Source organism: Pseudomonas sp. A125 (genome assembly GCF_055409485.1).
In genome coordinates this window covers 145,121-166,411 of sequence record NZ_JBUZVP010000001.1, presented here as the reverse complement: position 1 = coordinate 166,411, position 21,291 = coordinate 145,121, and the positions used below count along the sequence as shown (strand labels likewise).

The 21,291-nt window shown below is 60.4% G+C and carries 20 protein-coding genes and 1 pseudogene; 14 read left to right on the top strand and 7 right to left on the bottom strand.

Annotation, left to right across the window (positions count from 1 at the left end):
- Position 1: 1 nt before the first annotated feature.
- Positions 2–1,072 (top strand): hypothetical protein, encoded by a 1,071-nt coding sequence (locus ACZRN6_RS00820; RefSeq protein ID WP_464006999.1) that lies wholly within the window; start codon positions 2–4, stop codon positions 1,070–1,072.
- Positions 1,073–1,223: 151 nt separating this feature from the next.
- On the top strand, positions 1,224–1,559 hold the full coding sequence (locus ACZRN6_RS00815; RefSeq protein WP_464006998.1) for a ComEA family DNA-binding protein: 336 nt from the start codon (positions 1,224–1,226) through the stop codon (positions 1,557–1,559).
- Between the two features lie 44 nt (positions 1,560–1,603).
- Here ACZRN6_RS00815 and ACZRN6_RS00810 read toward each other — a convergent pair whose 3' ends face one another.
- The 3 genes from ACZRN6_RS00810 to eat form a co-directional block, all read right to left on the bottom strand.
- Positions 1,604–2,167, bottom strand: coding sequence for a TetR/AcrR family transcriptional regulator (locus ACZRN6_RS00810; RefSeq protein ID WP_464006997.1), 564 nt, complete (start codon positions 2,165–2,167; stop codon positions 1,604–1,606).
- Positions 2,168–2,269: 102 nt separating this feature from the next.
- Positions 2,270–2,437 (bottom strand): DUF2897 family protein, encoded by a 168-nt coding sequence (locus tag ACZRN6_RS00805; protein WP_017477341.1) that lies wholly within the window; start codon positions 2,435–2,437, stop codon positions 2,270–2,272.
- A gap of 109 nt (positions 2,438–2,546) precedes the next feature.
- Positions 2,547–3,911, bottom strand: a complete 1,365-nt coding sequence (gene eat, locus ACZRN6_RS00800; protein WP_322144053.1) for an ethanolamine permease — start codon at positions 3,909–3,911, stop codon at positions 2,547–2,549.
- Positions 3,912–4,323: 412 nt separating this feature from the next.
- Between eat and kdpF the strand changes: the two genes are divergently transcribed.
- From kdpF to ACZRN6_RS00770, 6 genes are all read left to right on the top strand, one after another.
- Entirely contained in the window at positions 4,324–4,413 is a 90-nt protein-coding gene (gene kdpF / locus ACZRN6_RS00795; RefSeq protein ID WP_003218754.1) for a K(+)-transporting ATPase subunit F, read from the top strand.
- 9 nt (positions 4,414–4,422) lie between these two features.
- Positions 4,423–6,120: a potassium-transporting ATPase subunit KdpA gene (gene kdpA, locus ACZRN6_RS00790; protein WP_322144054.1), complete on the top strand. Its 1,698-nt coding sequence runs from the start codon at positions 4,423–4,425 to the stop codon at positions 6,118–6,120.
- A gap of 24 nt (positions 6,121–6,144) precedes the next feature.
- On the top strand, positions 6,145–8,202 hold the full coding sequence (gene kdpB / locus ACZRN6_RS00785) for a potassium-transporting ATPase subunit KdpB (protein WP_464006996.1): 2,058 nt from the start codon (positions 6,145–6,147) through the stop codon (positions 8,200–8,202).
- 67 nt (positions 8,203–8,269) lie between these two features.
- Positions 8,270–8,815: a potassium-transporting ATPase subunit KdpC gene (kdpC, locus tag ACZRN6_RS00780; RefSeq protein WP_464006995.1), complete on the top strand. Its 546-nt coding sequence runs from the start codon at positions 8,270–8,272 to the stop codon at positions 8,813–8,815.
- A gap of 156 nt (positions 8,816–8,971) precedes the next feature.
- Positions 8,972–11,623 carry a DUF4118 domain-containing protein gene (locus ACZRN6_RS00775; RefSeq protein ID WP_464006994.1) on the top strand — a complete coding sequence of 884 codons (2,652 nt, stop codon included), beginning with the start codon at positions 8,972–8,974 and terminating at the stop codon, positions 11,621–11,623.
- Between the two features lie 37 nt (positions 11,624–11,660).
- Positions 11,661–12,356, top strand: coding sequence for a response regulator (locus ACZRN6_RS00770; RefSeq protein ID WP_322144058.1), 696 nt, complete (start codon positions 11,661–11,663; stop codon positions 12,354–12,356).
- Positions 12,357–12,481: 125 nt separating this feature from the next.
- Here ACZRN6_RS00770 and ACZRN6_RS00765 read toward each other — a convergent pair whose 3' ends face one another.
- Positions 12,482–13,519 (bottom strand): patatin-like phospholipase family protein, encoded by a 1,038-nt coding sequence (locus ACZRN6_RS00765; RefSeq protein WP_322144059.1) that lies wholly within the window; start codon positions 13,517–13,519, stop codon positions 12,482–12,484.
- A 217-nt stretch (positions 13,520–13,736) separates the two neighbouring features.
- Here ACZRN6_RS00765 and ACZRN6_RS00760 point away from each other — a divergent pair, with 217 nt between their 5' ends.
- From ACZRN6_RS00760 to ACZRN6_RS00750, 3 genes are all read left to right on the top strand, one after another.
- On the top strand, positions 13,737–14,015 hold the full coding sequence (locus ACZRN6_RS00760) for a hypothetical protein (RefSeq protein ID WP_010176194.1): 279 nt from the start codon (positions 13,737–13,739) through the stop codon (positions 14,013–14,015).
- 80 nt (positions 14,016–14,095) lie between these two features.
- Positions 14,096–14,860: a CHAD domain-containing protein gene (locus ACZRN6_RS00755; protein ID WP_464006993.1), complete on the top strand. Its 765-nt coding sequence runs from the start codon at positions 14,096–14,098 to the stop codon at positions 14,858–14,860.
- 100 nt (positions 14,861–14,960) lie between these two features.
- Positions 14,961–15,758 (top strand): acyl-CoA thioesterase, encoded by a 798-nt coding sequence (locus ACZRN6_RS00750; RefSeq protein WP_322144061.1) that lies wholly within the window; start codon positions 14,961–14,963, stop codon positions 15,756–15,758.
- A 19-nt stretch (positions 15,759–15,777) separates the two neighbouring features.
- Here the strand turns inward: ACZRN6_RS00750 and ACZRN6_RS00745 are convergent.
- The 3 genes and pseudogenes from ACZRN6_RS00745 to ACZRN6_RS00735 all read right to left on the bottom strand — a co-directional run.
- Positions 15,778–16,035 (bottom strand): annotated as a pseudogene (locus ACZRN6_RS00745) (terminase); the annotation flags it as partial.
- A 108-nt stretch (positions 16,036–16,143) separates the two neighbouring features.
- Positions 16,144–17,625, bottom strand: a complete 1,482-nt coding sequence (locus ACZRN6_RS00740; RefSeq protein ID WP_464006992.1) for a methyl-accepting chemotaxis protein — start codon at positions 17,623–17,625, stop codon at positions 16,144–16,146.
- A 96-nt stretch (positions 17,626–17,721) separates the two neighbouring features.
- Positions 17,722–18,528 carry a TatD family hydrolase gene (locus ACZRN6_RS00735; RefSeq protein WP_322144063.1) on the bottom strand — a complete coding sequence of 269 codons (807 nt, stop codon included), beginning with the start codon at positions 18,526–18,528 and terminating at the stop codon, positions 17,722–17,724.
- Positions 18,529–18,766: 238 nt separating this feature from the next.
- Between ACZRN6_RS00735 and ACZRN6_RS00730 the strand changes: the two genes are divergently transcribed.
- From ACZRN6_RS00730 to ACZRN6_RS00720, 3 genes are all read left to right on the top strand, one after another.
- Positions 18,767–20,188 carry an MltF family protein gene (locus ACZRN6_RS00730; RefSeq protein ID WP_322144064.1) on the top strand — a complete coding sequence of 474 codons (1,422 nt, stop codon included), beginning with the start codon at positions 18,767–18,769 and terminating at the stop codon, positions 20,186–20,188.
- Between the two features lie 103 nt (positions 20,189–20,291).
- The gene (locus ACZRN6_RS00725) at positions 20,292–20,726 is read left to right on the top strand and encodes a DoxX family protein (RefSeq protein WP_322144065.1); all 435 of its coding nucleotides are present in this window, start codon (positions 20,292–20,294) and stop codon (positions 20,724–20,726) included.
- Between the two features lie 254 nt (positions 20,727–20,980).
- A complete protein-coding gene (locus tag ACZRN6_RS00720) occupies positions 20,981–21,289 on the top strand; it encodes a class I SAM-dependent methyltransferase (protein ID WP_322144066.1) in 309 nt (102 codons plus the stop codon).
- Positions 21,290–21,291: the final 2 nt, after the last annotated feature.

Genomic DNA, 21,291 nt, shown 5'->3' with positions numbered 1-21,291 from the left:
CATGCTAACTATTCGAACGTTATCTGTTAAGAATGCATTCGCGGCGTTGCTTTGCATTTCTTTTGTCGCATTCTTTTCATTTGTTTTTTCTACCATTGTTGACGAAAATTCTACAATCACCGATGCCCGTACGTATTATTTTTTTTATAATTTGCTCGTGTCTGAAGGGGCACAAGCGTTTGCAGATTTATTGACATTGCAAACGGGAAAGATGGAGCTGGGTATCTACCTCACGGTGTATGCTTTTTTTAGCTACTTTATTACGGATCTGCAGGACTTTGCGTTCTCTTGTATTTTTGTCGTACTATCATTATTAGCTGTTTTTGTATATTGCTCCGCGCGCAAGGTTGATATTCCCCCTCTGCGCTCCTTGTGGCTGGTGGGTATCTCAGTCTTTATCTTTACCCTTTGGTATCCCTCATACGCATCGGTGCTTTGGGTGTGGCGTTCTCATATAGCGTTTACGTTATTATTTATCGGGATGCTGAGTGGGCGCTTCTTTGTCTGTTTTATTTTGATCATTGCTTCGGTCGTTTTTCACTATTCCAGCGCTATTTTGGCGGTCGTAGTCGGCGCTATTTTCCTGTTCAGTAATCGATTTTACACCATAAGTGTCGGCACTAAATTTTTCGTTTCATTGGTGGTCGGGCTGGGCGCATCCTTATTGGTCGGGTTTCTAAAACAGGCCGTGGCCACGGGTGATGGTGTGTGGGAAAGTGATACAAATGCAGGGTTTTTCGTTTACATCTATGTGTTCTTGTTTGTGGTTGTACTTTTATTTCTCTTCAATCAAAGACGGGTGCTGGACATTGACTTGTCACCTGATGAACTTGCGATGCTCAGTCGCCTGTTTTGTGTTGTTCTGTTTTTCCTGGGTCTTGCTGCGACCAGCGTTAACTCTCACCAGGATTTGATGAGGATCATGCAGCCTGCATTCGTCATTCTGCCGATGGTCTATATGATATTTCTTAATAAGTCGAAATCCTTCATTCGAGTGTTGTTACTGGCGATACTGATGCCTGGAATGATCATGGGTATTAAATCGGCTTACGTTTATTGGGGCGGCGTTTAAATCGCTACCTGCTGAATGGTATTGTTACATGATTGGGTTGAATAATATGTGGTAACTTTTTGGTTTTTGACAGCTTCTGGAAATCATCTAAGTTTGAAAGGCAGCTTGGGAAAAGCTGCTTTCTCTTACTTGGTACTATGGAGCGTCACCTATGCGTAGAGCGTATATCTCATCCCTCGTTTTTGCTTTCCTTGCCAGTGTTTCGATGGTTGCCACCGCAGCGCCGTCTTCCACCAAGCCTGAATCGCCGGCGCCTATCAGCGCGCAAACGACCAAGGTCCAACAGTCCAGCAAGGTTGCCCTCAACTCCGCTGACGCTGAAACCCTGCGCCGCGACCTGTTCGGTATCGGTGCAGCCAAGGCTAAGGCGATCATTGCTTATCGAGAAAGCAATGGACCATTTACCGCAGTCGATGAGTTGCTGGAAGTAAAAGGGATCGGAAAGGCATTGTTGGATAAGAACCGCGATCGGTTGGAGGTCAACTAAGACGTTACAGCAATAAACAAGAGACCGGTCTTTGGCCGGTCTTTTCAATTTTGCGTGATTCGTTTTTTCAGATGAGCGCGCACAACATCCAGAATTCGGCTGGCCAACTCGGCGCTTTCCACGCTCCGGGCCAACATCAATGCCCCTACCAGCGTCGACATCAACACCAAACTCTGCTCCCCGGCATTGGAACTCCCAAGCGCATCTTCAACTTGCTTGAGCCGAGCATTGAGTACTTCGTCAGTCGTCCGGCTGTTCTGCCCTCGCAACCCCAGCTCCGAAGACATGGTCGTCAGCGGGCATCCCTCGTGCGGCGAGGTCTGGTGCCATTCAGAAAGATAGCTGTCAATAAACGCATCCAGTGGCCGTTCCTGGCTGAACAGCTTTTCACAATGCTTATCCAGCTGCGCGGCGGCCTCTTGCAGAGCCTTTTCCACCAATTCGTCCTTGGACTTGAAGTGTGCGTAGAACCCGCCATGCGTCAGGTTCAATGACTTCATCAGTGGCTGCAGGCCGGTAGCGCCAATGCCGTCGCGGCGAAAGCGCACCGAAGCCTCCTTGATGATGCGCAAGTGGGTCTGTGCTTTGTGGTCTTGTGAGTAGCGCATGCAAAGGCCTCCGAAACATAAGGCCATATTAACCAAGCTTTCCCGCGCGTAGGCGGCCGTTTACAAAATTGTAGTACTCAACGATCCGCAGCCGCATGAAACTCAACGATCCTGCGCATCCTTGGAGTCCGCTTGCGCATTGCGCTCTGCCACGCGCTGGCGTTGTTCTTCAGTCAATTCAACCTTGTTGGCGCTGTCTCGCAGCATCAACAAACCACCGACGATCGAACCGATCGCGACCACTAAAATCAACCAGGCATACCACGGCATAGGGCTCTCCTTGAGGCAGCAAACCGTGGGTAAATTTCCCACGGTAATGACTGCTTTGAGTAACGGGCTTTCTTAGTAGTTCATTGTAGGCCCGTTCTGCCTCGGTCACTCAGAGCCCGGTCAACATTGCATCCGCCGGCGCATTGGCGCGGTCTTGCGCCGTCAGTTGGAAGTACACGAATCCCACCAGCATGAAGCCCAGGAAAATCAGGCCGATCAACGCGTTGAACCACGCCATCGCTACCAGGCACACCACCGCCAGTACCAGTGCAATCCCAGGCACAATCGGATAGCCCGGTGCGCGGAAGGTGCGCTCCAGCAGCGGCTCGGTTTTGCGCAGTTTGAACAAGCTGAGCATACTCATGATGTACATGACGATGGCACCGAACACCGCCATGGTGATCATTGCCGCGGTCAGGGTCATGCCGCCCAGGTTGATCAGCCCGTCGCTGTAGATGGCCGCGATACCGACGATGCCGCCGGCGATAATTGCGCGGTGCGGCGTCTGGAAACGTGAGAGTTTGGCGAGAAAGGAGGGCAGGTAGCCCGCGCGAGCCAGGGCAAAGAACTGGCGGGAGTAGCCCAGGATGATCCCGTGGAAGCTGGCCACCAGGCCGAACAGGCCGATCCATACCAGCATGTGCAGCCAGCCCGAGCTGTCACCGACCACGGTTTTCATGGCTTGGGGCAGCGGGTCGTTGATGTTCGACAGGGTGCGCCAATCGCCCACGCCGCCAGCAAAGAACATCACGCCCATGGCCAGTATCACCAGGGTCAGGATGCCGCTGATGTAGGCCTTCGGAATGGTGCGCTTGGGATCTATCGCTTCTTCGGCGGCCATGGCGGCGCCTTCAATGGCAAGAAAAAACCAGATGGCGAACGGGATCGCAGCAAACATGCCGGCAATCGCTGGCGCGCCAAAGGTGTCGGAACCGGCCCAGCCATTCAGGGCGAAGTTGCTGAAGCTGAAGGCGGGGGCGACCACGCCCATGAACACCAGCAGTTCGGCGACGGCGAGCACACACACCACCAATTCGAAGGTGGCGGCCAGCTTCACGCCAAGAATGTTCAGGCCCATGAAGACGATGTAGGCGCCGACCGCTGCATGTTTGGGGTCCAGTGCCGGGAATTGCACATTTAAATACGCACCGATGGCCAGTGCGATGGCGGGCGGAGCGAACACGAATTCAATCAATGTCGCCAGCCCGGCAATCAAGCCGCCTTTTTCACCAAACGCCCGGCGGCTGTAGGCAAACGGGCCGCCAGCGTGAGGAATCGCGGTGGTCAGTTCGGTGAAACTGAATATAAAGCAGGTGTACATAGCGGCGACCATCAATGAGGTCACCAGAAAGCCCAGCGTTCCCGCCACGCCCCAGCCATAGCTCCAGCCGAAATATTCCCCGGAAATCACCAGCCCGACGGCGATACCCCACAAATGCAGGGTGCCCAAGGTGGGTTTGAGTTGTGTGTTCATCGTATTGCTCTCCCTGAACGGTTTGGAATGATTCAAGGTGTTGCAGCGGCCATGCCAGCACGCAGGGTGGTGTCGTAAAGGCGCTGAACTGTCGTATGGGGGATGGTTTGGCGTTTGAATTTATGCGGCTACGCACCAGATAAGGGCGGTAGTGCCTGGTCTGACGCCATCGCGGGCAAGCCCGGCTCCCACACTCAACCGAGTTGCCACGGCTAACTTCAATCAATGTGGGAGCCGGGCTTGCCCGCGATGAGGCCCCGCCAGCCACTGAAAATCCCTCTGTAAATCCCGCGTAAACCCACTCTTTACGCGCTCTTTACGCCCCACCCATACCGTCGCTCTCGTTCCTTTACGCCACTCCTGCGGACAATCCCCCTACACGCGGCAGCCGCCGCACGACGGAGAAACTTCCATGAGCGTTCTGGACGGGGTGTCACTGCTGTTGGCTGTGGCGCTGTTCATTTATCTGCTGGTTGCGCTGTTACGCGCGGATCGGAACTAGGAGCAGGCTATGCACAGTTATGACTATTGGCTGATCATCGCCTTCTTTGCCTTGGTGCTGATTCCGGCACCGGCCCTGGGGCGGTTTTACTACAAGGTAATGGAAGGGCAGCGCACCTGGCTCACGCCGGTGTTCGGCCCGGTCGAGCGCGTTTGCTATCGCCTTTCGGGTGTCGACGCCGATCAGGAGCAAAGCTGGCAGAAGTATGCACTGGCCTTGCTTGCCTTCAACGTCGCAGGTTTCGTGCTGCTGTTCGCGTTTTTGCTGTTCCAGCAATACCTGCCGCTGAATCCGCAGAAACTACCGGGCCTGGAATGGACCCTGGCGTTCAACACCGCTATCAGTTTCATGACCAACACCAACTGGCAGAACTACAGCGGTGAAGCCTCCCTGAGCTACCTCAGTCAGATGGCAGGCCTCACCGTGCAGAACTTTGTCAGTGCCGCCACCGGCCTTGCGGTGCTTGTCGCCTTTTGCCGTGGGATCGGTCGCAAATCCACCAAGACCCTGGGCAACTTCTGGGTCGACATGACCCGCGCCACCCTCTACGGCCTGCTGCCGATGTGCCTGGTATTTGCGCTGTTCCTGGTCTGGCAGGGCGTGCCACAAACCTTCGCTCACTACGTGAACGCGGTGACCCTGCAGGGCGTTGACCAGGTGATTCCACTGGGCCCGGCGGCCAGCCAGATTGCGATCAAGCAATTGGGCACCAACGGCGGCGGTTTCTTCGGTGTCAACTCGGCGCATCCGTTCGAAGACCCGACGGCCTGGGCCAACCTGTTTGAACTGGGCGCGATCATCCTGATTCCGGTCGCGCTGGTGTTCACCTTTGGCCACTACGTGAAAGACCTGCGTCAGAGCCGGGCGATCCTCGGTTGCATGTTTGCCTTGTTCCTGATCGGCGGTGCGACTGCGATGTGGGCCGAATATCAGCCCAACCCGTCGCTGAACAACCCGGCGGTTGAACAGGCCGCACCGCAGGAAGGTAAAGAGGCGCGCTTTGGCACCACCGGCACCGTGTTGTGGTCGGTGGCTACCACCGCTGCGTCCAACGGTTCGGTCAACGGCATGCAAGACAGCCTCAACCCCCTGACCGGGATGGTCTCGCTGGTCAACATGATGGTCGGTGAAGTGATCTTCGGCGGCGTCGGTGCCGGTATGTACGGCATGTTGCTCAACGTGTTGATCGCGGTGTTCCTCGCCGGCTTGATGATTGGCCGCACACCGGAATACCTCGGTAAGAAACTCCAGGCCAAGGAAGTGCAACTGCTGGTCGTGACCCTGTTGGTAATGCCGGTTGGCACCCTGGTGCTGGGCGCCATCGCCGCCACCCTGCCTGGCCCGGCCGGTGCTATCAGCAACCCTGGCCCCCACGGTTTCAGCCAGTTGCTGTACGCCTACACCTCGGCCAGTGCCAACAACGGTTCGGCGTTCGGCGGTTTCAGCGCCAACACCACGTTCCACAACTTGATGATGAGCCTGTCGATGTTGCTTGGCCGCTTCGGCTACATCTTCCCGGTACTGGCCCTGGCCGGCAGCCTGGCGATGAAGAAAACCGCACCGATTGGCCAGAACAGCTTCCCGACCCACGGTGTGCTGTTCGTGACCCTGTTGACCGTGACCATTTTGCTGGTGGGCGGCCTGACCTTCCTGCCGACGCTGGCACTGGGCCCGATTGCTGAACATCTGAGCATGGCTGCTTTTTAAATGAAGAGCCTAGGGGATATGAAAATGAACTTGCCTGCAAAAAACACGGCTCCCGTGAAAACCCAGGAGCCTGCCAAAACCGCGATGTCGGCCCTGTGGCGCCCGGCGCTGGTCCAGGCGTTCGTCAAGCTGGATCCACGCCAGCTGCAACGCTCGCCGGTGATGTTGGTGGTCGAACTGACCGCCATCCTCACCACCGTTCTGTGCTTTGTGCCGGACGTCGCCGTACCCACCTACGTCTCGGTGCAAATCGCGGTATGGCTGTGGTTCACCGTGCTGTTCGCCAACTTCGCCGAAGCCTTGGCCGAAGGTCGCGGCAAGGCCCGCGCCGACAGCCTCAAGGCCGGCAGCGAAGGCCTCAGTGCGCGCCGCAAGGAAGGGGACGGCAGCTTCAAGGTCGTGCCGGCCACCAGCCTGCGCAAAGGTGATGTGGTGCGTGTGGCCGCCGGGGAAATGATCCCGGGTGACGGCGAAGTGATCGAAGGTATTGCCGCAGTCAACGAAGCGGCGATTACCGGCGAATCCGCGCCGGTCATTCGTGAGTCCGGCGGCGACCGCTCGGCGGTCACCGGCAACACCCGCCTGGTTTCGGACTGGTTGATGATCCGCATCACCGCCAACCCGGGCGAGTCGACCCTGGACCGCATGATCGCCCTGGTGGAAGGCGCCAAGCGCCAGAAAACCCCCAACGAAGTGGCGCTGGACATCCTGCTGATCGGCCTGACGCTGATCTTCCTGCTGGTGGTGGTGACCCTGCAACCGTTCGCCCACTTCGCCAATGGCAGCCTGCCGCTGGTGTTCCTGGTGGCGCTGCTGGTCACGCTGATTCCGACCACCATCGGCGGCCTGTTATCCGCGATTGGTATTGCCGGTATGGACCGCCTGGTGCGCCTCAACGTGATCGCCAAATCCGGGCGCGCGGTGGAAGCGGCAGGGGACGTGCACGTGCTGTTGCTGGACAAGACCGGCACCATCACCTTCGGTAACCGTCGGTGCACCAACGTGATCGCTGCGCCCGGCGTCAGCGGCAAGGACCTTGCCGAGGGCGCGCTGCTGGCGTCCCTGGCGGACGACACGGCCGAAGGCAAATCCATCGTCGAGTACCTGCGTGGCCTGCATCCGCAAGCCGAGCCGTCGGCGGATGAACTGACCTGCGTACCGTTCAGCGCGGAAACCCGCCTTTCCGGCGTCGACTACCAGGGCCGTGTGTTCCGTAAAGGCGCCGTGGATTCTCTGCTGGCGTTCATCGGCCTGCAACGCCGCGACCTGCAACCGGCGCTGTCCCGGGAAATCGACAAGATCGCCCAGAGCGGCGGCACCCCGTTGCTGGTGTGTGCCGACGGCAAATTGCTCGGCGCGATCCACCTCAAGGACGTGGTCAAACCCGGCATTCGCGAGCGTTTCGCAGAGCTGCGCAAGCTGGGGATCCGCACCGTGATGGTCACCGGCGACAACCCGCTGACCGCTGCTGCGATTGCCGCTGAAGCCGGTGTGGATGACGTGCTTGCCGAGGCCACTCCGGAGAAAAAACTCGCGCGTATTCGTCACGAACAGAACGACGGCCGCCTGGTTGCAATGTGCGGCGACGGTGCCAACGACGCCCCGGCGCTGGCCCAGGCCGACGTCGGCATGGCGATGAACGACGGCACGCAAGCCGCCCGTGAAGCGGCCAACATGGTCGACCTCGACAGCGACCCCACCAAGCTGCTGGACGTGGTGCAGATCGGCAAGGAATTGCTGGTGACGCGCGGCGCGCTGACGACCTTTTCGATCGCCAACGACGTGGCCAAGTACTTCGCGATTCTGCCGGCGCTGTTCGCCTCGATCTACCCGCAACTGGGCGTGCTCAACGTGATGCACCTGCAAAGCCCGCAGAGCGCGATCCTCTCGGCCATCGTGTTCAACGCGTTGATCATCGTGGTGCTGATCCCGCTGGCGCTGCGCGGTGTGCGGGTGCAGGCGGCGAGTGCCGCAGCGTTACTGCGTCGCAACCTGCTGATCTACGGCCTGGGCGGGATTCTGGTGCCGTTCGTGGGCATCAAGGCGATCGACATGCTGCTGACCGCGCTGCACCTGGTTTGAACCGATGCCTGTGGGTGCCGGCAAACCGGTGCCTGCAGGTTGCAATGACCGAATTGAGGAATTTGATATGTCCAACATAATCCGTCCGGCCCTGAGCCTGCTGGTGTTGATGACCCTGATCACCGGCGTGGCTTATCCCCTGGTTGTCACCGGCGTGGCGCAAGTCGCGTTTCCTGATCAAGCCAACGGCAGCCTGGTGCGCGATGCCAGTGGCAAGGTGCGTGGTTCGAGCCTGATCGCCCAGGATTTCACCGGCGACGGCTGGTTCCACCCGCGGCCATCTGCCGGTGCGTTTGCTACCGTTTCCAGCAGTGCCAGCAACCTCGGCCCAAGCAACCCGGCGTTGGCTACGCGTGTATTTGACGATGCCAACAAGCTGCTGGTACCTGGCCAGGGGCCGGTGCCGATGGCATTGCTGACTACCTCCGGCAGCGGTCTTGATCCACACTTGCCACCACAGGCGATTGCCTATCAACTGGCTCGGGTGGCCGCTGCACGTAACCTGCCGGTGGCGACCCTGGAGCGCTTGATGGACGAGCACATCGAAAGCCCGTTGGTAGGGCCGCCGGTGGTGAACGTTTTGGCGTTGAACATGGCCTTGGAAAAGTTGTAAGCAGTGGCGCCGCCAATCGCGGGCAAGCCCGCTCCCACAGTTGATCTTTGTTGAGCACAAAGTCTGGATTCACTGAAGATCAACTGTGGGAGCCGGGCTTGCCCGCGATGACGGCATCACTATCACCACATCAACACCTGAAGGAAGACTGCCCGCATGAGCGACTCCGGCCGCGCCGATGCCCTATTAGCCGATCTACCCCGGGACGGCCGTGGCCGGCTCAAAGTCTTCCTCGGCGCCGCCCCCGGCGTGGGCAAGACCTACGCCATGCTCCAGGCCGCCCACACTCAACTGCGCCAGGGCGTGCGGCTGATCGCAGGCGTGGTGGAAACCCATGGCCGCGCCGAGACCGAAGCCTTGCTCAGTGGCCTGCCGCAACAGCCGCTGTTGCGCTGCGAATACCGTGGCGTGATGCTCGAGGAAATGGACCTCGACGGCCTGCTTGCCGCCAGGCCCAAGCTGGTGCTGGTAGACGAACTGGCCCACAGCAACGCCCCCGGCAGCCGCCACGAAAAACGCTGGCAAGACATTCAGGAACTGCTGTCTGCCGGCATCAACGTCTTCACCACAGTCAATGTGCAGCACCTGGAAAGCCTCAACGACCAAGTGCGCGGCATCACTGGCGTGCAAGTGCGTGAGACCTTGCCCGACTGGGTCTTGCAGGAAGCCGATGAGCTGCTGCTGATCGACCTGCCATCCCGCGAATTGCTGGAGCGCCTGCGCGACGGCAAGGTCTATGTGCCGGAGCAGGCCCGCGCCGCCATCGATGCGTTCTTCACCCAGACCAACCTCATGGCCCTGCGCGAGTTGGCGATGCAAACCGCTGCGGCCCACGTCGACGATGACCTTGCCCAGGGTTATCGCCAATTGGGCCAGGCCGCGCCGGCTGTGCGTGGCCGATTGCTGGTCGGTGTGGACGGTGATGCCCAGGCCGAACGCCTGGTGCGCCATGCCAGCCGCGTGGCCCAGCGCCGGCATTTGCCGTGGAGCCTGGTGCATGTGGATAACGGCCGGGTGCGCGATGAACACTCGCGCCTGCGCCTGCAAAATGCCCAGCAACTGGCCGAACGCCTTGGCGGTGAAGTGGTGCTGCTGCGGGCGGGAGAGGTGGCGAAGACGCTGATCCAGCACGCCGCCGAGCGTCGTGCCAGCTTGATCCTGGTGGGGCAGTCGCGGCCGCGTTGGCATCGCACGGTGTTGGGTGGTGGCTTGGCGTCACGTTTGCTGCGCAATGCCCGTGGCCTGGAAATCAACGTCCTCGACAGCGATGAAGTGCCGGCCCCGCCCCGCTTGCCGGATGTGCGAGGGCTGGTGTGGTTTGACTATGCCCTGGCAGTGGTGGCGACCGTGATTGCGGCGGCGGTCGCCTGGGGGGTTGCCAGTGTTTTACCGTTGCCGAATATCTCGCTGGTGTTCCTTGCCGCCGTATTGCTGGTGGCGGTGCGCAGCAGTTTGGGCCCGGCGCTGGCGTGTGCGGCGTTATCGTTCTTGAGCTACGACTTCCTGTTTATCCCGCCGAATTTTTCCTTCGCGATCCAGCGTGAAGAAGACGTGCTGACGCTGTTGTTCTTCCTGCTGATGGCCGCGCTCACCGGCAACCTGGCCGCGCGCCAGCGTCGGCAGTTGCAGGCATTGCGCGACACCCAGGAAGAAACCAGCGAGTTGCTCGACCTGTCCCGCAAGCTCACCGCCGCGACGGATCGCCAGGCGGTAATCAGCGCGGCCGCGCATCACCTGGAAGGCTGGAGCGACCTGCAGTTGTGCCTGCTCAACCGCGACGGGCAGGGCGACTGGAAGGTCGAGACCGGCGGGCCGATCACCTTCACCGAAGCCGAACGCGCCGCCGCCGACTGGGCCTGGCAGCACGATCAACCGGCGGGCATGGGCACCGGCACCTTGCCGTTCGGGCGCTGGTGGTGGTGGCCGTTGTCCGGCGAAGAAGGCCCGCTGGGCCTGCTGGGCGTCAGCCCGAAACCCGGGCTCGAACTAAGCGGCCAACGCCGTCGCCTGCTCACGGCCTTGAGCCAGCCCTTGGCCCAGGCCCTGGCCCGTGCGCAACTGGGCCAGGAACTGGAAGCGGCCCGCCTGCACGGCGAAACCGAGCAATTGCGCAGCGCCTTGCTGGCCTCTGTGTCCCATGATTTACGCACGCCGCTGACTTCCATGCGCGGCAGCATCGACAGCCTGCTGGCCCTCGGCGAGGCGATTGCGCTGGAGGATCGCCGGGAGTTGCTCGAAGGCACCCGCGATGAAGCCGAACGCCTGGATCGCTACATCCAGAACCTGCTGGACATGACTCGCCTGGGCCACGGCGCGCTGAAACTGGCACGGGATTGGGTCTCACCCGGCGACATCGTCGGCAGTTCCCTTGGCCGTCTGCGCGCAGTGCTGGCGCCGCTGCAAGTGACCACCGACGTGCCGCCCGAGTTGCCGTTGCTGTACGTGCACGCAGCCTTGATCGAGCAAGCGCTGGTCAACGTACTGGAAAACGCCGCACGCTTCTCGCCGCCCCAAGGCCGCCTGAAACTCAGTGCCGGCGTGCTGGATAACCAGTTGTTTTTTGCCGTCGCCGATGAAGGCCCGGGCATTCCCGAGGAGGAGCGGGCGAAGATTTTTGACATGTTCTACACCGCCGCCAGAGGTGATCGCGGCGGGCAGGGCACCGGGCTCGGCCTGGCGATCTGCCAGGGCATGGTCGGGGCGCACGGCGGGCATATCAGCGTGGCCGATGGCATTGAAGGCCGCGGCACCTGCATCACTTTATTCCTGCCATTGCAGGCCCAACCTGGCCTGGAAAGCGAACCTTGAGCTACCCTCTTTTCTTCACGGATTTTGATTGGACACCATGAGCCAGACTGCGACGATTTTGGTCATTGACGACGAACCGCAGATCCGCAAGTTCTTGCGTATCAGCCTGGCCTCCCAGGGCTACAAAGTGATCGAGGCCGGCACCGGCAACGAAGGCCTGGCCCAGGCAGCCTTGAGTAAACCGGACCTGCTGGTGCTCGACCTCGGCCTGCCGGACATGGACGGCCAGCAGGTGCTGCGCGAGTTTCGTGAGTGGTCCACGGTGCCGGTGCTGGTGCTGTCGGTGCGGGCCAGCGAAGTGCAAAAGGTCGAGGCGCTGGATAACGGCGCCAATGACTATGTGACCAAGCCGTTTGGCATCCAGGAGTTTCTGGCGCGGGTGCGGGCGTTGCTGCGCCAGGCTCCGACGGGAGAAGCCCAGGAGGCCGCGTTGTGCTTCGGCCCGCTGACGGTCGACCTGGCCTACCGCCGCGTGCTGCTGGACGGTGTTGAAGTGGCGCTGACCCGCAAGGAATACGCGGTGCTGGCACAACTGGCGCGCCACCCCGGGCGGGTGATTACCCAGCAGCAATTGCTCAAGGACATCTGGGGGCCGACCCATACCGAAGACAGCCATTACCTGCGGATTGTGGTCGGGCACCTGCGCCAGAAGCTGGCAGATGACCCGACTCAGCCGAGGTTTATCGTGACTGAGGCCGGGGTGGGCTATCGATTGTTAAATAACGAGTCCTGATTGTCCGTAGCAGCTGTCGAGCGCCAGCGAGGCTGCGTTGGACGCAACCCGGTGTTGTGCCAGTCTCGAATCGGTGGTGAGGCCAACGCAGCCTCGCTGGCGCTCGACAGCTGCCACGGGCACTCTCAGTGCTGCTCACTCTCATACCGGTCCAGCGTATCGCTCGCAATCTCCCGCCCCAGCGCGATCAACTCCGGCGCCTTGTAGAACTCGAAAAACCGGCACACCCGCTTTGGCACGTTGATCAGGATATCCGGCGGATACCCGGCGATCTTGTACTGCGCCAATGACGTCTGCATCACCTCGAAACTCTGGTTGATCAAGTCCAGCAACGACGCCGGCCCCACGTTATCGATGATGAACGAGCCGGTCGCCGACTTCGGCGCCCCGGCCTTTTCCGGGGCGGCCGCCGGTTGCTGGGCCTCCGGTTCGGCAGACTCCAGCCACGGATTGATATCGGCGGCCTGGGCCAGCAGCGCTTCCTGTTCCAGCATCAACAACTGCTCCGCCTGCTTGCGGCGAAACGGCAAGTGGGAACCAAGTGAACGCACCAGGTTGTCGAAGCGACTCCTGAAGGCCGGCGGGCGCTGGATCACCGGAAGGGTGTAGTGCTTCTGGTTGGTGGAGTTGAGGTTGACCGCAATGATCAGGTCGCAGTGGCTCGACACCACCGGCACGATTGGCAGCGGATTCAGCAGGCCGCCGTCCACCAGCATGCGATTGCCCTGCATCACCGGGGTGAAGAGGCTGGGAATCGCCGCCGAAGCGCGCATGGCCTGGTGCAGGCAACCTTCCTGGAACCAGATTTCCTGCTGGTTGGTCAGGTCGGTGGCTACGGCGGTGTAGGGAATGCGCAGGTCTTCGATGTTGATCTCGCCGACGATTTTGCGGATCTGCCCGAAGACCTTTTCGCCACGGATCGCCCCCAGGCGAAAGCTCACGTCGACCAGGCGCAGCACGTCCAGGTAGTCGAGGCTTTCGATCCAGTTTCGATACGCCTCCAGCTTGCCCGCGGCATAGATCCCGCCCACCACCGCGCCCATGGAGCAGCCGGCGATGCAGGCAATGTCATAGCCACGTTTTTCGATTTCCTCGATCACGCCGATATGGGCGTAGCCCCGGGCGCCACCGGAGCCCAGCACCAATGCAACACGTTTGTTCATGACCTGATCCTTCGCAAAACAGGTGACCACAATGCACCCATCGAGGGGCGTGCTTCAATCACCAGTGCCACAACCGATTATTTTCGCGAGCGGGCCACTGTGCTCGGGTATGCTCTGGCAATCGGCACTGCGGATTCAGGCAGTCGGATAAGGCACTTTTCGGTGTGGGCAACGTCTACAGCTGTGACTGTTTTTTCTTTTCTTGAGGTGTCATTTGATGAAAGCCTGGATGTGTGTGCCTGTGATCGTGTTGGCCCTGGCCGGTTGTGCCGGCAAAACTGCTTATCGCGATAGCTGCGGCACGCAACTGGATGCCGCCTGGCACGAGCTGGACCTGGCCAAGGCCGAAGGTTTTGCCGGCACCGTGAGTTACTCCAAGGCTCTGTCGTTGTTGACTGGCGCCAAGACCCAACAGCAGTTCGAAGCCTTCGAAGGCTGCTCGAACAAGGCTGAGAAAGCCCGTTTCTATATTCGTGAATCGCGCGCTGGGCGCTAACCCCGCGTAGCAGCTGTCGAGTGCAATGAGGCTGCGTCGGCGGCCTCAAGCCCGAAGGTTTAATCATTGAGGAGGAAAGGATGTCAGCCTTGGTCGATCAGCTTGTCGCTCAGGTCATCGGCCTGGAAGTTGGGTTACTGAACTGCCAGGCGCGCCTCGCCGCCGTCACGGACGACGAGGCCCTGCATGATTTGCGCACCACAGTGCGGCGCTTGCGCAGCCTGCTGCGGCCATTGCGCGGGTTGCCTGGCGTGGAGCAACTTGAAGCGGCCGCCAGTGCAGTGGGCCAATTGACCACGCCGTTTCGCGACCGTGAAGTGTTGGCGGCATACCTCCACCAGCATGGTCATCACGAGGCGGCAGAGCGGCGAATACAGCAGCAGCCAGCCACCTACCGCTCGGTTGCCCAAGGGCCGCAGCTGGCGCAGTTGCTGCTGATCCTCGATGCATTCCCGCGTTTTATTCGCGCCTCCCAACGGCAGAAACTGCTCAAGGGCTTGCGCGCACGCATTGAAAAACGCCTGGCCAAGCAATGGAAAAAGCTTGGCCAGGCCTTGCACGATCCCAACCATGACCGTCATCGCCTGCGTCTGTTGATCAAGCGTGTGCGCTATGCGGCCGAGGCTTATCCCGAGTTGGACAAGTTGCCACCCAAAGCCGTGTCTCGTCTCAAGGCAGCCCAGGGCGCCCTCGGCGATTGGCACGATTGCTGGCAATGGCTGGCGCAAGCCGGGCACGAACCCGATTTGCAGCCCTGCGTGACCGGCTGGCACCGCACTATGGCCAGGGCCGAAGGGAAAGCGGATCGCGTGTTGGACAAGTTGAGCGCCGACTGCTTCGCTTGAGCCCACGGCCTATCTGTCCGGACTTTTGGCTGGAATAGGTGCTGTACGGCGCAGGCTGGCTGGTTAAGATCCCTCAATCCTTTTTCAAGTTGAGACCGCCATGCGCTTTAGTGATTTGCTCGACGCTGCCCGCAGCCACCCGCTGGACGTTTCGGTCCCCGCCGAATGGGCCCAGGGCCGCGCCACCTTTGGCGGCCTGGTCGTGGCGTTGGAATACGAAGCGTTGCGTGCACAGGTCCCGGCGGATCGCCCGCTGCGCTCGCTGGCAATTACCTTTGTTGGCCCGGTAGCGCCGGACGTGTCTGCCAGCTACCAGGTCGAAGTGCTGCGTGAAGGCAAGGCCGTCAGCCAACTGCTGGGCCGTGTGGTGCAAAACGGTGAAACGATGACCTTGGTGCAGGCCAGTTTTGGCGCTTCGCGGGCGTCGCAAATCGACGTCGCGGCCGAACCGGCGCCCACCTTCAAACACTGGGATGAATGCCAGGAGCTGCCTTACATCAAAGGAGTGACGCCGGAGTTCATGCGGCATCTGGCGATGCGCTGGAGCGTGGGCGGCCTGCCGTTCACCGGCAATAAATCGCGTGAGATGGGCGGCTGGGTCCGCTTGCGTGGCGACGTCAAAGAAGAGCCGTTGACCGAAGCGCACATCCTCGCGCTGGTAGATGCATGGCCACCGTCAGTGTTACCCCACCTGACCCAACCGGCGGCGGGCAGCACGCTGACCTGGACAATCGAATTCGTGCAGCCGTTGCAAACCCTCAGCACCCTGGACTGGTGCCAGTACCTGGTCCACATCGAACATGCCCGTGACGGCTACGGCCATGCTGCGGCGCAGCTGTGGAGCCCCGACGGCCAGTTGATCGCTATCAGTCGCCAGTCGGTGGTGGTGTTCGCCTGAGCCCTCAGACCAACAGGTGTTGATCGTTGGAGGCATCGCTGGTGCGCGCCTCCAGGCCCCGACCGTGATGCTGCAGCGCCAGTGCGGCCAGGATGCCGACAACGCCGATTGCGACGCTCGCATAGTTTTCGCTGAACACTCCAGAGACCATCAGCAAAAAGCCGATCACCAACAGCGGCAGCGCAAGCAGCGCCAGCACTTGATTGGTTGCATGCTGGTGACTCTGCGGCTGGGTGCGCCATTGCCAGGCGGGAAGGTTTGGATGACGTTTGCCCATGATCGTGATTCCTCTGTCCGTTGAAACATCTTGAACAGAGTGTAGGCCGGGCAGGGCGGGGCGGCGAATCAAGGATGGCTATGGAGGCCATAGCCATCCCTCTAGGGTTTACAGCTTCAACTGGCCGATTGCCTTGCTCAGTTCCCCAGCCAAGGTTGCCAGCTCGTTGCTGGTGGTTGCCGATTCTACCGTCTGTTGTACGGTGTTCTCGGTGACGTCACGAATGCTCACCACCGCCCGATTCATTTCCTCGGCCACATGGCTTTGCTGTTCGGCCGCGACGGCAATCTGCGTGTTGCTCTCACGCATCTGGGCCACGGCGCCGGTGATTTCGGCGAGGGCAATTCCGGCTTCCTGAGCCTGTTGCACGCAATCATCGGCCTTGAACGAGCTTTCTTGCATAAAGTCCACCGCGTCCCGGGTGCCGGCTTGCAGGGCAGACACCATGCGGGTGATTTCATCGGTGGAGCTTTGCACCCGCTTGGCCAGGTTGCGCACTTCATCGGCGACCACGGCAAAGCCGCGGCCCATCTCGCCGGCGCGGGCAGCTTCGATGGCGGCGTTAAGGGCCAGTAAATTGGTCTGCTCGGCGATGCTGTGAATCACCCCGACCACGCTGTTGATTTTCTGGCTGTCCTCGGCGAGTTTCTGGATCATTTCGGCGGTCTGCTGCACGCCGGTAGACAGCCCGGCAATCGAGCGTTGCACCCGGCTGACCACTTCCCGTCCACTGCCGGCAAGGGTGTCGGCGGTCTGGGACAGGTCACGGGTGGCGCCGGCGTGTTGGGCGATATGGTAGACGGTGGCCGTCATCTCGTTGATCGCGGTGGCGGCCTGGTCGGTTTCGCTTTGTTGGCCGAGCATGCCGTGCTGTACCTCGTTCATGCTGCTGGCCAGGCGGGCGGCACCGTCGTCCAGTTGCCTGGCGGTGCGCGCAACGGTATTGACCACGCGTTGGTAGCCCGCCTGCATGGCGTTAAAGGCTGTAGCCATCTGCCCGACCTCATCCTTGCACGCAAGGGGGACGCGGGCTGAAAGATCGCCGGTTTTTTCGACATGCAGCATCACGTCTTTCAGGGTGTTGAGCTGACTGAGCAGAAAGCGGATCAGCAGCTGTGAGGCACCGAGCATGGCCAGCATCAGTATCATCACTGCCACCGCATAGTTGGCGAAACGCTCTTCGAAGACTTGGCTCAAGCTCGGTCCATAGGCCAGCACGGCGACCTGCTGGCCGTCGGCACGGCCGATCACCTCGGCGCCCATCAGCGGGTTTTCGCCGAACAAGGGCATGGGGTTGAAATCCACCCAGCCAGTGGCGGTGGCCAGGACCGACAGATCCTGGTCGCCCAGCTGTGGGATTTTGCCTTTGGTGTAGGTCAGCCAATGCTCGGCCTTGGGCAGTGGCTGGCCGGCGGGCCAGGCGCTGAGTAAGTTCGCCTGGGCTTGCGCTGAAGCTTGGGAGGCTTGGCTGCGTGCCTGTTGTTCGAGCTGCACGGCGTACAACACCAGCAGCAGGGTGGTGATGAAGGCCACCGCGTTCACGGCCCAGAATTTATACTTCAGCGAGATGTTGCTAAGCCAGGCACCCATGGAAGGTTTTCTCTGATAGCGGAAACAGCATTGGCAAGGTGCCATTATTGTGCCGCTATCGAGCCAACAGGTTTTGATATGGGTCAATGCGCCGCGTCAATCCGGCACAGGCAACCCAAAAAAGGCACGGGCGCACGCGGTACTGTGTTGCGCCAGGTCTTCGACGGTTTCTTCGCGGTGCAAGGCGACTTCCCGCAGGACTTCCGGCAAATAGGCGGGTTCGTTGCGACCGTTTTTCGGCTTGGGCCGCAGGGTTCGCGGCAGCAGGTAGGGCGCATCGCTTTCCAGCATCAGACGGCCGCGGGGAATTTCCCTGACCAATGGGTGCAAGTGCGTCCCACGGCGCTCGTCGCAGATCCAGCCAGTGATGCCGATATGCAGGTCCAGGTCGAGGTAGCTGAACAGCGCGCGCTGCTCGCCGGTGAAGCAATGCACCACGGCGGCTGACAGGTGATCACGGTAGTCCCGCAAGATTTCCAGCAGGCGCTGGTTGGCGTCGCGCTCGTGGAGGAATACCGGGAGTTTCAGCTCCACGGCCAGGGCCAAGTGTTCTTCGAGAACTTTTTCCTGTTGGGGGCGTGGCGAGAAATCCCGGTTGAAATCCAGCCCGCATTCACCCACGGCACGTACACGGCTTTCCTTGAGCAGACCGCGCAGCCGCGTGGCGCTGTCGGCGTTCCAGTCGCTGGCGGAGTGAGGGTGGATACCAGCGGTGGCGAACAACCGCTGGCCGCTTTCGTCTAATTGCTGGCACAGCTCCAGGGCCTGCTCGCTGCCGTCGACACTGGTACCGGTGAGCACCAATTGGCTCACCCCGGCGGCGTAGGCACGGTCGAGAACGGCCTGGTGCTTTTCGTCGAAACTTGGGTTGGTCAGGTTGACGCCGATATCAATGAGTTGCATGGTGCTACCTCCGCCTGCGGTCGGAAAGCATATCAGAGCTGTAGATTTATAAGAAAAGCCAAGAACTACAACGAGTTAAAGCTGTCTTTGAAAGTCGCAAGTAACACCGTGTTTGGTTTGTCGCCATCTGCCGTGCCACCCTTGCGCCCAAAGCCTGCGCTCATGGCGCTCTGTTTCTGTCCCCCAACGCCTCGTTTTTCGCGACGCAATGGGCAGTATTCTTTCTTCCGGAGAGCGGATGATCCGACCCTCGGCGTTGCTTGTGTTGTGCCTGGCGTTATTGCTGCCCATGCCGGCGGTTGCGCGTCTGGACGGGCCGCTGGAAGTGACCCGGCCCGGAAAGGTCCGCGACCTTGCGCAAATTCGCAGCAGTCGCACCTTGCGGGTGCTGGTCAACCAGAGTCGCAACAGTTCCGGCGAAGTCCAGGGCCAGGCCATCGGTGTGGAATATCATCGCCTGCGCGCCTTCGAGCAATACCTCAACGGCCACGCCCGTGACGGTGAGGAAATCACCCTGACGATCATTCCCAAGGCCAAGGATCAACTGATCGGTGCGCTGGCCCGTGGCGAAGGCGACCTGGTGGCACCCGGCGAATTGCTGGACGTGAAGGCGGCCCACAAGATTGCCACCAGTGACCCAATCGCCAGCGACGTGCCGTTATGGCTGGTAGGGCTCAAAGGCGAGCGGCGGTTTACCCGGTTGGAACAACTGTCTGGACGTACCCTGGCCCTGACCACGGGCAGCGCGGCGTCGGACGCGATCAACCAGGTCAACCAGAAACTGGCCCTGCACAAGTTGCCGCCGGTGAAGGTGGAGTGGGTAGACCCCAGCCTGGCGGTGGAAGACGTACTGGAGATGGTCCAGGCCGGGATTTTCCACTTGACCATTGTCGAACGGCCGATTGCCGAGCGCTGGGCGAAGATCCTGCCCAAGTTGCGGTTCGACCGGCAAGTGACGATCAGCGAGCCGGGCGAGGAATATTGGTTCGTACGCCAGGACGCCTCGATGCTGCGGGCCAGCATTGATCGTTTTCTCAAGACCTACCACACGCCGTCCGACCAGGATGTGGCGTTCCAGCGCATCTACCGCCGCTTGTATCAAGTGCGCTACCCACTGGCCCGCGCCGACCGCCAACGCCTGGAAAAACTGCGTCCTGTGTTGCAAAAACACGCCCGTGAACAGGGCATGGACTGGCTGAACCTGGCCGCCCTGGCATTCAAGGAATCAGCGCTCGACCCGGGGGCCCGAAGCAGTGGCGGCCCTACCGGGCTGATGCAGATCACGCCATCGGCGGCGCAGCGGGTCGGGGTCAATAACATCGAGAGCCTGGACAACAACGTGCAGGCGGGCGCGCGGTACCTGGCGATGATCCGGCGCAAGTTCTTCTCCAGCCCCAAGCTCAACGAGCGCGAGCGCATGGCCTTTGTACTGGCGGCCTACAACATGGGGCCGGAGCGGGTCCAGGGAATGCGCGCCGAAGCGCGGCGCCGGGGGTTGAATCCCAACCAATGGTTTTTCCAGGTCGAGCGCATTGCCATGGAGCAGGTGGGAATGAGCGGCGTCAGCTATGTTAATAGCGTGAACAAGTATTACTTGGCGTTCGATCGGGAACGGGAGTCTTTGGAGCCGTCTGCACCGAGAGTGGCCTCACGGAAGTGATCGATTTATTAGATGTTTATTAGCCGCTTTATCGGCTTTTATCATTCCTTAAACTGATTAATATAGCGGCCAACCAACCCCCACGATGAAAAGGATTATCAGCATGAGCCCATTGATCAACCGCATCCTCTCCACCCGCGCAGGCTATGGCCTGACTGTCCTGAGGGTTTTTGTCGGGATCATCTTCGCCGCTCACGGTTCGCAAAAACTCTTTGGCTGGTTTGGCGGTGGTGGCCTGGCGGGCACTGCTCAGTGGATGGAAAGTATCGGCCTGGCGCCGGGCACCTTGATGGCGCTGTTGTCTGGCGGTACCGAGTTCTTCGCCGGGCTTGCATTGATCATCGGTTTGTTGGCGCGGCCTGCGGCCTTGGGCCTGTCGATCATCTCTCTGGTGGCGATTTTCTCGGTGCATATCCATAACGGTCTGTTCATGGCCAACAATGGTTACGAGTTCGCCCTGGCGTTGCTGGGCGGTACGGTGGCGGTGTTGCTGGAAGGCGCCGGCAAATTGTCTGCCGACCGCGCCATCACTCACTGATACCGCGCAAACCCCTTTAAGGCCCGCACTGTGCGGGCCTTTTCGTTGCTAGGGATTCTTGACACCGCCCTACAGGCTTCTCTAGGATGTTGCCCATGCGCCGATTTAAACAGCTAATTGCGGGGCGCCACCGGTGACTGTTCACAGTCCCGACAGAAGCCAGGGCCAAAGGCCTGCTTCGAAATTCCGCTAAAGCGCTGGTTCGGTGTTGCCTCTCACCTGCCCGCAGACTTTTGAGGCAGAGACACGACACGATGAATGCACTACGCCCCCTTATACGCCTGGCCCCGATCACCGCGGACCTCACTCAACGCAATCCAAAAATCCTACTGGGCGGCAAGCACCAGCCGACGCTGCTGCGTTATCTGGACGGCTGGCCGCGCCGCACGGGGCGGCCTTCGGCCTTCCTGATCCAGTTTGTAGAGGATGGCGACTCTCTTGCCCGCTTTGCGTCGAACAGCTTTGACCTGGCCGTGATTCAAGCGCCCAGTGCAAGTGATGCTCAGGAAGTGATTCACCAGTTGACCCGCATTGCCCGGCAAGGGTTGATTGCCCGACGCTGAAA